Here is an 11,635-nt window from a genome sequence, read left to right on the forward strand (position 1 = left end):
GGTGTCGCTGCGTGCTGTCATGATGCTCGGAATGCCTGGTTCCAAGGCGGCGAGTGCCGGCTGCCCGGCCCGGCCGAAGGTGCGCGGACCGGGCCGCCGGAGGCCGCCGGGGGTCCACAACCGCCTGGTCCGGAGCGTTTCGAGCCGGTCCGGGCCGGCCATCACAATGTGGATGTTTCGTGGATTTCACTATTGACAAACCAACCACGCGGTTTGTTAGCGTGAGGTCAACGACGTCCCCGGGGGTGGGGGCTCGCCGGGGCCTGTGCGGACCGCTCTCGCCGGAGGGTGCTGCCAGGGGGGAACGGCGGGGCTGCCGGGGTGTCGGGGGGAGCGGCAACGCCGAGCCGCGCGACGAGGGTGGCGTGGAGCGAGTCCGGGGGGACTCGCTCCACGCCTCCCCCGACCCCTTCCGCCTTCCGCCTTCCGGGGTTCCACCCGGCACGCCGCCCGGACGGGCCTACGCCAACGCGCTCCAGTACGGGCAGCAGACGGACGGCAGCGGCGCCGGGGCCCGGACACCCGACCCCGCCGGCACCGGGCTCCGCTCCGAGCGGGCCACCCCGGGTGAGCTCGCGGTCAGCCCGGCCTCGCCCAACTCCCCGAAGCGCAGCGCCAGTCGGTAGCCGTCCCGGGTGATCGCGGCGACTCCCGGGCGCTCGCGGTCGGCGTTCAGCGCGGTGATCGTCCAGCCGCACCGCCGCCAGTGCCGTTCCACCACGCCCACCAGCGCCGCCCGCCGGGGCAGCGAGACGACGGTGAGGACGTCCCGTCCCAGGGTCACGTACCAGAGCACCGCCGCCCCCTTCCCCGGTGGCGACAGCCGCGCACCCGCCCGGGGCGCCGCCTCCTGCCAGGCCGGCGCGGGGTCGATGGCGTCCACGGTGTCCCGGAGCAGCGTCTCGCAGCGTTCGGCGGCGTCGAGTTGATCGATCGTCACTCCGGGGTCCAGCCCCGGCCACCGCGGGGCGGGCGCGACCGGCGCACCGTCGGGGCGGCCACCCGGGCAGCCGACGTTGAGTTCGGCACCACCTGACTGCACAGGGCCCTCCGTACTCCTCCCGGCGTTCAACCCGGGCTGGGATTCCATCACTGCTTGGACGGCGGACGGGTACGGACAGTTCCACCCTCCACCGTTTCCACCCCTCAAATTGCACTGCACGGTGCAGTTGAATCAGTGCTCTGCACTGTGTAGTTTACTTCTTGTGCCGCCGACGGGAACAGCCCGCCGGACCGGCCCACCACCGCCTTCGAGAGGACCCCGCCATGCCCACCATCACCGTCGGCACCGCCCGCATCCCCTACCGCGTCGTCGGCGACGGCCCCGACACCCTCGTCCTGGTCCACGGCACCGGCCCCGGCTCCGGCATGTGGGACGCCCTGCTGGACTCCTTCACCGACCGCTACACCGTGCTGCTGCCCGACCTCTCCGGCAGCGAGGCCGCCGAGGACGACGGCGCCCCGCTCACCCTGGAGACCCTCGCCACCCAGGTCAACGCCGTGATCGACGACGCCGGCCGCGGCCCCGCCGACGTCTTCGGCTTCTCGCTCGGCGCCGTCGTCGCCACCGCGGCCGCCGCCCAGCGCCCCGACCAGGTCCGCCGCCTGGTCGCCGCCGCCGGATGGATCAGCGCCGAACAGGACGAGTACCTACGGCTGTCCATGGCCACCTGGCTCTCGCTCGCCGAGCACCCGAGCGCCTTCGGCGGCTACGCCACCCTCACCGCCTTCAGCAGCGGCTTCCTGGACCACATCGGGCGCGCCGCCGTCGAGGCCAACACCGCCTACATGCAGCCAACTCCCGGCACCCTGCGGCACATCGCCCTCGACCTCAGCCTGGACCTGACCCCGCTGCTCCCCCGCGTCCAGGCCCCGGCCCTGGTGATCGGCTGCACCCAGGACGCCACCGTCCCGGTCCGGAACGCCCGGCGCCTGCACGCCGCCCTCCCCGGCAGCGTCTACGCCGAGTTCGACACCGGCCACATCGTGCTCGCCGAGGAGACCGCGGCCTTCACCAGGACCGTCCGGGAGTTCCTCGACGCCGCCTGAACGACGGGCCGCGGGCAGCCGACGGCGGGCCGAGGAGAGCCGGTGAGGGGCGATGACGGGCGGCGGAAGCGGAGGGCGGAAGCGGGGGTCGGAGCACACCGCCGCCCGGGTAACAAGTCCCTGTTCAAAACGGCCGATTACCGCGCATGGTGTTCGGAATGAAATTGACTGAACATCAACTTGCAAGGTGAGACTGCTTCGTCAGCCTGAATGGCAAGGAGTAGACCATGCGCATACTCTTCACCGGCCCCGCCGCGGCCGGCCACCTCTTCCCGATGGTGCCGACGGCCCAGGCGCTGCGCGCCGCCGGGCACGAGGTCCTGTTCGCCTGCGGGCAGCCGCTCGACCAGCTCCGCAGCGCGGGCTTCCCGATCGTCGAGATCGGCGACGGCCGGGGCCTGCGGGAGCTCTTCGAGGAGCGCCTCGAAGGCAAGATCGAGTACGTCGCCCCGAACAGGTCGCAGGACGAGATCTTCGACATGGCGGCCTCGATCTTCGCGCACGCCTCCCGTCCCTCCGTCGACGGACTGCTGGCGGCCGCCACCGACTGGGGCGCGGACCTGATCGTCCACGACTCCTTCCAGGCCGCCGGGCCGCTGGTGGCGACCCTGCTCAAGATCCCGTCGGTGATCAACAACTTCGGGGTCAGCGCCGGCCTCCCCATGGGCGACCTGATCGCCTCCCACTTCACCGATGTCTACGAGCGGCACGGCCTGAGCGGCCCGGCCCCCTCCACCGCGCTCAACGTCGGCCCGCTCGGCGGCGACCCGGACGGCCTGCCGATGCGCTACGTCCCCTACAACGGCGGCGGCATCGTCCCGACCGAGTTCCTCCGCCCCGCCGACCGCCCGCGGGCCGTCGTCACCCTGGGCACCGTCCTCGCCGAACTCGACGGCGTCCGGGCCGTCGTCCGCCTGGTCGAGGCGGCCGCCGAGGTCGACGCGGAGTTCCTGCTCGCCGTCGGCGGCGCCGACCTCGCCCCGCTCGGCACCCTGCCCGCCAACGTCCGCGGCCTGCCCTGGGTCCCGCTCAACGAACTGCTCGGCCGCGCCGACGTGTTGATCCACCACGGCGGCTCGGGCACCATGCTGACCGCCCTCCAGGCGGGCCTGCCCCAGCTGCTCCTGCCCCAGGGCGCGGACCACTTCATCAACTCCGACGCCATCACCGCGAGCGGCGCCGCCCTGAGCTCCGCCTCCGACGCCGTCGACACCCCGCTCCTCGACCGCCTGCTCACCGACCCCGGCCTCCGCGACGCCGCCCGGCGCCTCCGGTCGGAGAACGACGCCCTCCCCGCCCCGACCGCCCTCGTCCCCACCCTCGAAGCGCTCGTCACCCGCTGAACCCGCTGAACCCGCTGAGCTGCTGAAGGCGCGGCTGAACCCGCGGCCAGACCCGTACGGGACGGCCCGACCGCCGGGGGGCGGCCGGGCCTTCGCGCGCTTCCGAACCGTCCGTGCCGTTACGTGCTGTTACGTGCCGTCAGCGGAAGCCGCCCTCGGGCGGGAGCGCCCGGCCGGCCCCGGCCCGGATCGCCTCCACCAGTCCGGTCACCAGGCGTGCCCGCGGCACCATCGCGTCGACCAGCAGGTACTCGTGGTCGGCGTGGGCGCCGCCGCCGACCGCGCCCAGCCCGTCGAGCGTCGGTATGCCCAGGGCGGCGGTGAAGTTGCCGTCGCTGCCACCGCCGACCGCCGTGCCCGCGAGGTCCGGCCGCAGCCGGCGCGCCAGCCCGAACAGCTCCGCCGACGCCGACTCCGGCATCGGCGGCCGGCCCACCGCGCCCCGGACCGCGATCTCGGCCCCGTCGAGGTGCGGGCGCAGACGCGCGAACGCGGTCTCGATCCGCTCCTTCTCCTCGGCCGACTCGACCCGGACGTCGACCGTCACCGTCGCCTCCGCCGGCACCACGTTGTCGGTGGTCCCCGCCGAGGCCATGGTCGGCGTCACCGTCGTCCCGGCCTCCGGCCGGCTCAGCGCCGCGAGGTCCAGCACCTGGTGCGCCGCCTCGACCAGCGCGTTGACCCCCGCCTCGGGCTCCAGACCGGCGTGCGCCGCCCGCCCCCGGACCGACACCTCGAAGGTCCCGCAGCCCTTGCGGCCCGTCTTCAGCGCGCCGCCCTCACCCGCGCCCTCGAACACCAGCACCGCGCCACAGGCCCGGGCCCGCTCCTCGATCAGCGCCCGCGAGGAGCCCGAGCCGACCTCCTCGTCCGCGGTCACCAGGATCTCCACCCCGCCGGTGTCCTCCAGCGCCGCCAGCCCGTGCACGGCCTGCACCAGGCCGCCGAGCATGTCGAAGACGCCCGGTCCGGTCGCCCGGCCGTGCTCCACCAGGAACGGCCGCCGGGCGAGCGTGCCGAGCGGGAACACCGTGTCGTGGTGGCCGAGCACCAGCACCCGGGGCTCACCGCCGCCCGACCAGTGGACGTGCGGCCCCGCCTCGCTCTCCACCAGGACGGCCCGCCCGCCCAGCCGGCCCTCGATCACCGCGGCGACGGCCTCCGCGGACGCCCGCAGGGCGACCAGATCGCGGGACGGGGACTCGGTCTCGACGAGCCTGCGCAGGTCGTCGAGCATCGCGTCGACCTGCGGGGCGGAACTCCTGTGCAACGTCATCTCCCGGACTCACGGGGCGAGCCGCCCGCGGCCGGGCGAAGGACGCCCCCCATCGAACCCGATCGCCCCCGGACCGAATCCCCCGGGGGGGCGGCCCGCTCGTCTACCCGCCTACCCGTCGACCCGGTGGCCGGCCGCCCTGAGCGCGGCCACCGCGTCGGCGAGCCGCCCCGCGGGCACCAGCACCAGGTCCGCGTCGTACGTGGACGCCACGAACACCGGCACCCCGGCACCCGCCAGCGGCCCGAGGAGCCCGGCCAGCATCCCCGGCAGGTCGAGCACATGGGCGGTGTCACCGCCGTACAGCGCCTTCCACCGCTCGACGGACGCACCGTCCGTCCGCTCGTCCGCCTCCCGAACCACGGTCACCCCCTCGGGCGCCCGGACCAGCGCGATCCACCGCGCCGCCAGGGCCGCGGCCTCGTCGGCCGGCCGCTCGACACAGAACACTTCCGGGAGTACGCGCAGATGCTGCGTGGTGGTCGCTGTGGTCACCCGCCGATCGTAGGACCGCCGGCTCGACCGAGAACGCGCGCAGCCCTCAGGGCTCCGGAGGCAGGACAGCCGGGGCTTCATCCCTCCTCACGATACGTTGGCACTTCCGACTCCAAGATCGGAAAGGGTGGCCGCAGAGGCCTCGAAGCGGAAGGGCTGGGGTGGCAGAGGTGGTCGAGGACCTGAAGCACTGGGTTCGCGTACCGGTGGGGCCCGATGCGGCCCGATGGGCCACCCGCGGACGGTGTCGACGGGTCCTGCTGGTCGTCCACAACGTGACGGCGGCGACGCGGTTGCTCGATGTGCTTCCGCTGTTCCGCGATGATCTGCGCGTACAGGTACTGGCGACCTGCACCGGCTCGTCGCCGTTCCAGTCGGGCGTGGCGGAGCTGCTGGCTTCGACGGGCGTCCCGGTCCTGCCGTGGGACCAGGCCCTCACGGTTCCCGTGGACCTGGCGATATCGGCGAGCTTCGGCGGCCAACTCGACCGCATCAAAGGCAAGTTGACAGTCCTCTCGCATGGTGTCGGATACAATAAAAGGCTGGCGAAGCCGGAAGCCGGAAGCCGGAAGCCGGAAGCCGGAAGCCGGAAGCCGGAAGCCGTGTTCGGGCTCGGACCCGAGTGGATCCTCACCGCCGAAGGCGTCCCGATCGCGGACGCCATGGTCTTCTCCCACCCCGAGCAGATCGGCCGGCTCGCCGAGTCCTGCCCCGCGGCGGTGCCGACCGCCGTACTGGCCGGCGATCCCTGCTTCGACCGCATCCTGGCCGCCCGGCACCACCGCGACCGGTACCGGCGGGCCCTGGGGGTGCGTCCCGGGCAGCGCCTCGTCCTGCTGAACTCCACCTGGAATCCGACCTCGCTCTTCGGTGACTCCGGCCCCGAGGACGTCCTCCCGCTCCTGCTGCCCCGGCTGACGTCCGAGCTCCCCGCCGACGAGTACCGGGTGGCAGCCGTCCTCCACCCGAACGTCTGGCACGGCCACGGCCCCGGCCAGATCCGCCTCTGGCTGGACAGGGCCCGTCGGGCCGGCCTCGCCCTCGTCGACCCGCTCGAAGGCTGGCGCCAGGCCCTGATCGCCGCGGACGTCGTCCTGGGCGACTTCGGTTCCGTCAGCTACTACGCCGCCGCCTGCGGCACGCCCGTACTGCTGGGCGCCACCGATCCGGGGGCCCTCGGGGCGGAGTCACCCGTCGCGGCGTTCGTCCGATCGGCGCCCCGCCTCGATCCGTACGGCGCGCTGCCGCCCCAGCTGGACAAGCTGCTGGCCGAACACCTCCCCCTCGACGGGCCGGCCACGCTGACCAGCTCGGTCCCGGGACGGTCGGCGGCCCTGCTGCGCGGCCTCTTCTACCGGATGATCGGCATCACCGAGCCGGCCGCCCCTGCGGTGCTCGACCCGCTGCCGCTGCCGCCGTACGAACCGCCGCTCCGCACCGCGCCCCTGCGTGTCCTCACCCGCACCACCGCGGACGGCACCATCGCCGTCCTGCGCTTCGCCGAGCCCCGGTACGAACCCGACGACGCCGAGGGCGAGAGCCACCTCGCGGTGCACGAGGACACCCTCGATCCCGGTGTGCTGGAGTCGGCCGACGTCATCCTCCGGTACGGCGAGGCCGACGACCCCCGGTTCGGCTCGCCCCACGCGTGGGCGGCCGAGGTGCTCGACCGGTACCGTTCCGCCTCGCTCGCCGTCTACGTCACCGGCCCCCGCGAGTGCGAGGTGCTGCACCGCGACGGACTGCGGTGCCGGCTGACCTCCGACACCGCCGGGGACCCGGCCGTCCACGCCTCGGCGCTGCTCGCACGGCTGCACACCGGCCCCGCGAAGGCGCCGGCGCCCTCCACCCTGACCGTCAGGACCGGCACCCGCCTCGCGCGGGTCCGCGTCACGGTTGCCCGGGAAGGCACTGGGCGCGCAGCCCGGCCAGGTAGGTGAGGTGGACGGTGGCGTTCTCCCGGCTCAGCAGCGCGACGGCCTCGTCGATCAGGGGCAGCGCCCCGGTGTGGTCGGCCGCGTCGAGGTGGAGCTCCGCGAGATCCGTCAGCACCCGGGCGGTGTTGTAGCGCTCGCCGCTGTCGCGGAAGAACTCCCGTGCCGTGGCGAGCCGTTGCTCAGCGTCGTCGAACCGGCCGAGGCCTCGCAGCGCCCGCCCCCGGTGCCGGTGCAGCAGCGCACGGGCCCGCGGCACATCGGCGGCGCCGTCGTCGGCCGGACCGATCCCGTCCAGCAGCCCGTCCGCCTCCTCGAAGCACTCCAGGGCCGACCGGAAGCGCCACTGGCGCAGCCGCAGCAGGCCCAGCGACTCGACCGCCGTCGCCCGGCCGCGCGCGTGCCCGGCCCGGGCCTCGTCGTCCGCGGCCGTCAGCAGTTCGCGTTCGGCCTCCTCGTCCTGCCGCAACTCCATCAGGGCGAAGGCCAGTTGAGTGTGCATCCGGCCGGCCGTCCGGGTACCCGGGCAGTGCCGGGCGGCGGTACGGGCCCCGGCCCGCAGCGCGGGCAGCAGAGCGTCGTGGCAGCCGGCCTTGAGCTGCACCGCCCAGAGCGCCTCGACGGTCTGGCAGACCGTGTCGAACCGGCCGAACTCCTCGGCGGCGAGCACGGCTTCGACCAGGTTGCCCGCCTCGGCGACCAGCGCGGCGACGGCCGCGCCCTCGTCCTCGTACGGGCCCGGACCCAGCTCGGCGTACAGCGGGCCGAGGTGCCAACGTTCCTTCAGCGCCGCGTAGTCGGCGCGGACGGCGAACCGCAGGTACCAGTCCACCGCGCGGGTCACGGCCGCGGCGCACCCCGCCAGGCCGTCCTCGCGGGCCGCGGCCTCCTCCGCGTGCGCGCGCACCGCCGGCCGGTACCGGTAGCGGCCGTCCCCGGTGCCCTCCAGCAGCTGGAGCTCCGCCAGTTCGGCCAGCGTCCGCTCCGCCTCTTCCTCCGGGACCTCGGCCGTCGCCGCCACCACGGCCGCGGTCAGCGAGGACCACGGTCGCAGCGCCCCGAGCCGGTAGATCCTCGCCGCCTCCACGCCGAGACGCCGGTAGGCCTCCTCGGCGACGGCCCGCACCGGAGGCAGGGCATTCGCCGGACCGTCACCGCCGAGCGACCCCGTCGCCAGCTGCGGGGCCATCGCTCGCAGGGCGAACGGGGAGCCGGCGCACCGCTCCAGCACCGAGGGGAGCGCGGCACGGGCCGTGGCCATGGCCGGCCGCCCCGCCAGGTCGGCCAGCAGCCGCTTGGCGTCCCGGTCGGACAACGGGCCGACGGGGATGGTGACGGCGTCCAGGCCGGTGAGCGGACGACGGGCGACGATCAGGGTGAACACCCCGGGCGCCGCCGTGATCAGCGGTTTGACCTGGGCCGCCGACTGCGCGTGGTCGAGGACGACCAGCAGCCGCCGGTTGGCGAGCAGGGAGCGGAAGAGGTCGACCCGGTCCTCCGCGGCGGGCGGAACGTACTCCGCGGGTACGCCCAGGCGCAGCAGGAAGTGCCGCAGAACCGTCGCGGCCGTCGGAGCGGTGCTCGCCGAGCCGCCCCGGAGATCCGTGTACAGGGTCCCGTCCGGGAACCGGCCGGCCTCGCGGCCTCCCCAGTGGAAGGCGAGGGCACTGGTACCGATCCCCGCCGGACCGTGCAGAACGGCCACCTTCGGCAGACCGTCGGGCTTGCGGTCCGCCTCCCGGTCCAGCAGCGTCAGCGGGCCCTTCCGGTCGGTGAAGAAGCGGGCCGAAGCCGGCAGCAGCCGCGGCACCCCGTGCGCCGCCGCCCCGCCGGCGCCCTTCCCGCTCATCACGGCGGCGAGCGCCCTCGCCTGCTCGGGGCTGCGCATCGCCTCCGCCACGAGCAGCCCCGCCACCGACTCCCGCTCGGCCTGCCCGACCGGCGCCGGCACCTCCCGCCCCACCGCCCGGGCCACCAGCCCGCCCACCGTCTCCCAGGCCCGCTTCCCCGCCTCGTTGGCCATCCCCGCGCCGGCCGCGCCCAGGAAAGCCGTCACCATCGACAACGACAACGGATCCACCGCACCCACCCCCGGTCCTCCGTGGGGCAGATGTCCGCCAATGCCCCAGCCTGTTGCATCCGGCCCAACGGTAGCCTGCCGCGGCAAGCCGTCGAAGGGCCTCGAGCGCCACCGGAAACGGAGAACACCACCCCTGACACGGGCCTGAATTCGCCGGCCGGAATGCCCGGACTCGCCGCCGCACCGACGGCCTTCCGGCACGGTGGGGGTGGATCGGTCCGGAGAACGCGAAAGCCCCAGGTCGTTGACCTGGGGCTTTACCACTGGAGCGGGCGACGAGAATCGAACTCGCGCTCTAAGCTTGGGAAGCTCATGTTCTACCATTAAACTACGCCCGCTTGACGAGCCGTCAGAGACCGCTCGATCCAGTGTCACTGTACCCCATTCGAGACGGTGGTTGCACAAGGGGTTCGGGTGCGCGGCGGTGCGGGGTGGGGGCGGGTGCGGAGGCGTACTGTGTGGGCCGCGTACGAGTGCTCCGGCGGGTGGGGTCGGGGCGGCGAGCCACCTGAGGAATGTCCGGAACATCCCCTAATGTGACGCTGTCCCGGGGCTCGGCCGCCGGGGCGTCTGAGTACGGGTGAGTACTGGGTTAGGGATGGGAAGGGGATCGATGGAGCAGCGCGCCGTCGTTCGTTGTGCCGAGGGGCACCTGTTCAGCACCACCACGTTCCCGATGCAGAACCTCGGTCCGGGCCGGCTCGGCCCCGGGCGGTTGATCCGCTGTCCGCAGTGCGGACGGCTGCGGAGCTCGGTGCTGGCCGACGTCGGGGAGCTGTCGGAGCCGCAACTGGAGCGGGCGATGCGGCTGGAGGCCGCGGAGTTCCTGGCCTGACGGCGGGCGGACGGGTAGCCGGGCCCCGGGCGGATTCGTCCGGGGCCCTTTCATGCACGTAACCTCGAAGCGTGCTGCTCTCTGACAAGGACATCCGGACCGAAATCGACCTGGGCCGGGTCTCCATCGACCCGTTCGACCCGGCGATGGTCCAGCCGTCGAGTATCGACGTGCGCCTCGACCGCTTCTTCCGCGTGTTCGAGAACCACAAGTACCCCCACATCGACCCCTCCGAGGAGCAGCCGGACCTGACCCGGCTGGTCGAGCCGGAGGGCGACGACGCGTTCATCCTGCACCCGGGTGAGTTCGTGCTGGCCTCGACGTACGAGGTCATCACGCTGCCCGAGGACGTGGCCTCCCGGCTGGAGGGCAAGTCGAGCCTGGGCCGGCTGGGCCTGCTCACCCACTCCACGGCCGGCTTCATCGACCCCGGCTTCAGCGGCCACGTGACGCTGGAGCTGTCGAACGTCGCGACGCTGCCGATCAAGCTGTACCCGGGCATGAAGATCGGGCAGCTCTGCCTGTTCCGTCTCTCCTCGCCGTCGGAGCACCCGTACGGCTCGGAGCGCTACGGCTCGCGCTACCAGGGCCAGCGCGGCCCGACGCCGTCCCGTTCGTACCTGAACTTCCACCGCAGCCAGGTCTGAGCCGCGGGACCCGCGGAGCCGCACGCAGCCGGGCGGCCGTCCCCCCACCGACGGGGGGCGGCCGCCCGCGGCGTTCTCAGGCCCGCTTCGGGCTGGTGACGGCGACCAGCTCGGTGCCGTCCTCGGACAGCCGCAGCTCGGTGCGCAGCTCGGCCAGCTCGCCGAGGTGGTGCAGGTGGGTGCCGCCGCAGAAGATCTGCGCGCCGCCCTCGGGCAGCTCGCAGTGCCACTGGCGGCGGGCGGTGAGCTCGGGGCCGGGCACCTCGATGCGGACCGGGGCGTCGGCGGCGACCCAGGCGGCGAGCCGGGCGTTGACGTCCTCGGTGAGGGCGGGCAGGGCGTCGGCCAGGGCAGGGAACTCCTCGGTGGCGTCCGCAGTGAAGCCCTTCTTCTTGAGCGACTTGCCGAGCCGGTAGGTGTCGGTGCTGGCCTCGGTGTCCATCACCGAGCTCGCCATCGCGAGGCTGTCGAAGTCCGGGTTGCCGAAGGCGTCCGAGCGGCCCGGGTCCTTGCGCCAGCGCGGGGCGAGCGCGGCGTTGAGGGCGAGGGCGAGCAGGTGGCAGCCGCTGTGCGAGGCGCTGAGGGCGCCCCGGCGGGTGGCGTCCACGGCGAGCTCCGCGGTGCGGCCGACGATGGCGCCGGGGTCGGTGTCGAGGACGTGCAGGACCAGCCAGGACCACTCCTCGTCGCCGCGCCGGACCGGGATGTCGGCGCCGACCAGCAGTGCGTCGTCGGCCGGGCCGACGGCGCCGGTCAGGCAGTCCACCACGGCCAGCTCGGTGCCGTCGACGGTGAGGGTGCCGTGGTCGGCGGGCTGGTCGGGCCAGGTGTGGTCGAGCGGGTGGAACGGGGTCGCCCCGGTCACGACGGCGTACCGGCCGTCGGCCAGCGGGTGCACCGCGAGCACCGGGGACTCGCCGGTCACCGCCCCGGCCGGGAAGCTGACGTGGGTGGTGGGGAGGGTCATGCCTGGCTC

Annotated in this window: 10 protein-coding genes and 1 tRNA gene; 5 read left to right on the forward strand and 6 right to left on the reverse strand. The window is 73.9% G+C overall.

Translation table 11 applies throughout. The annotated features are described in order from the left end of the window. Positions 1–460 precede the first annotated feature (460 nt). Positions 461–940, reverse strand: coding sequence for a hypothetical protein (locus IE332_RS01425; protein WP_189913181.1), 480 nt, complete (start codon positions 938–940; stop codon positions 461–463). Between the two features lie 326 nt (positions 941–1,266). Here IE332_RS01425 and IE332_RS01430 point away from each other — a divergent pair, with 326 nt between their 5' ends. Together IE332_RS01430 and IE332_RS01435 are read left to right on the forward strand one after the other, a co-directional pair. Further along, a complete protein-coding gene (locus tag IE332_RS01430; RefSeq protein ID WP_189913182.1) occupies positions 1,267–2,049 on the forward strand; it encodes an alpha/beta fold hydrolase in 783 nt (260 codons plus the stop codon). Positions 2,050–2,276: 227 nt separating this feature from the next. Next, on the forward strand, positions 2,277–3,392 hold the full coding sequence (locus tag IE332_RS01435; RefSeq protein WP_189913183.1) for a nucleotide disphospho-sugar-binding domain-containing protein: 1,116 nt from the start codon (positions 2,277–2,279) through the stop codon (positions 3,390–3,392). Positions 3,393–3,531: 139 nt separating this feature from the next. Here the strand turns inward: IE332_RS01435 and IE332_RS01440 are convergent, their stop codons facing one another. Further along, positions 3,532–4,668 carry a M20 family metallopeptidase gene (locus IE332_RS01440; RefSeq protein WP_189913184.1) on the reverse strand — a complete coding sequence of 379 codons (1,137 nt, stop codon included), beginning with the start codon at positions 4,666–4,668 and terminating at the stop codon, positions 3,532–3,534. Positions 4,669–4,779: 111 nt separating this feature from the next. Further along, positions 4,780–5,163 carry an ACT domain-containing protein gene (locus IE332_RS01445; RefSeq protein WP_229928210.1) on the reverse strand — a complete coding sequence of 128 codons (384 nt, stop codon included), beginning with the start codon at positions 5,161–5,163 and terminating at the stop codon, positions 4,780–4,782. A gap of 602 nt (positions 5,164–5,765) precedes the next feature. Between IE332_RS01445 and IE332_RS01450 the strand changes: the two genes are divergently transcribed. Beyond that, entirely contained in the window at positions 5,766–7,103 is a 1,338-nt protein-coding gene (locus IE332_RS01450) for a CDP-glycerol glycerophosphotransferase family protein (protein ID WP_308437511.1), read from the forward strand. On the opposite strand, the gene IE332_RS41730 is transcribed toward IE332_RS01450, so the two are convergent. Both IE332_RS41730 and IE332_RS01460 read right to left on the reverse strand, forming a co-directional pair. Beyond that, positions 7,054–9,186, reverse strand: a complete 2,133-nt coding sequence (locus IE332_RS41730) for a tetratricopeptide repeat protein (RefSeq protein ID WP_189913186.1) — start codon at positions 9,184–9,186, stop codon at positions 7,054–7,056. The two genes, IE332_RS01450 and IE332_RS41730, sit on opposite strands and share 50 nt — an antisense overlap. A 255-nt stretch (positions 9,187–9,441) precedes the next feature. Beyond that, positions 9,442–9,515: transfer RNA gene (locus tag IE332_RS01460), tRNA-Gly, on the reverse strand. Positions 9,516–9,790: 275 nt separating this feature from the next. On the opposite strand from IE332_RS01460, the gene IE332_RS01465 reads away from it, so the two are divergent. Together IE332_RS01465 and dcd are read left to right on the forward strand one after the other, a co-directional pair. After that, a complete protein-coding gene (locus tag IE332_RS01465; RefSeq protein WP_189913187.1) occupies positions 9,791–10,012 on the forward strand; it encodes a hypothetical protein in 222 nt (73 codons plus the stop codon). A gap of 71 nt (positions 10,013–10,083) precedes the next feature. Continuing rightward, positions 10,084–10,659 (forward strand): dCTP deaminase, encoded by a 576-nt coding sequence (gene dcd / locus IE332_RS01470; RefSeq protein WP_189913188.1) that lies wholly within the window; start codon positions 10,084–10,086, stop codon positions 10,657–10,659. A gap of 76 nt (positions 10,660–10,735) precedes the next feature. On the opposite strand, the gene IE332_RS01475 is transcribed toward dcd, so the two are convergent. Continuing rightward, positions 10,736–11,626 carry an alanyl-tRNA editing protein gene (locus IE332_RS01475; protein WP_189913189.1) on the reverse strand — a complete coding sequence of 297 codons (891 nt, stop codon included), beginning with the start codon at positions 11,624–11,626 and terminating at the stop codon, positions 10,736–10,738. Positions 11,627–11,635: the final 9 nt, after the last annotated feature.

Origin of the sequence: Kitasatospora xanthocidica (genome assembly GCF_014656195.1) — a bacterium.
Lineage (GTDB): Bacteria > Actinomycetota > Actinomycetes > Streptomycetales > Streptomycetaceae > Kitasatospora > Kitasatospora xanthocidica.

What these genes read in the sequence shown, in the direction of transcription:
- IE332_RS01435 (WP_189913183.1), top strand. Translation starts at nt 2,277, where the DNA reads ATGCGCATACTCTTCACCGGCCCCGCCGCGGCCGGCCACCTCTTCCCG.
- IE332_RS01475 (WP_189913189.1), bottom strand. Translation starts at nt 11,626, where the DNA reads ATGACCCTCCCCACCACCCACGTCAGCTTCCCGGCCGGGGCGGTGACC.
- IE332_RS01440 (WP_189913184.1), bottom strand. Translation starts at nt 4,668, where the DNA reads ATGACGTTGCACAGGAGTTCCGCCCCGCAGGTCGACGCGATGCTCGAC.
- IE332_RS01430 (WP_189913182.1), top strand. Translation starts at nt 1,267, where the DNA reads ATGCCCACCATCACCGTCGGCACCGCCCGCATCCCCTACCGCGTCGTC.
- IE332_RS01465 (WP_189913187.1), top strand. Translation starts at nt 9,791, where the DNA reads ATGGAGCAGCGCGCCGTCGTTCGTTGTGCCGAGGGGCACCTGTTCAGC.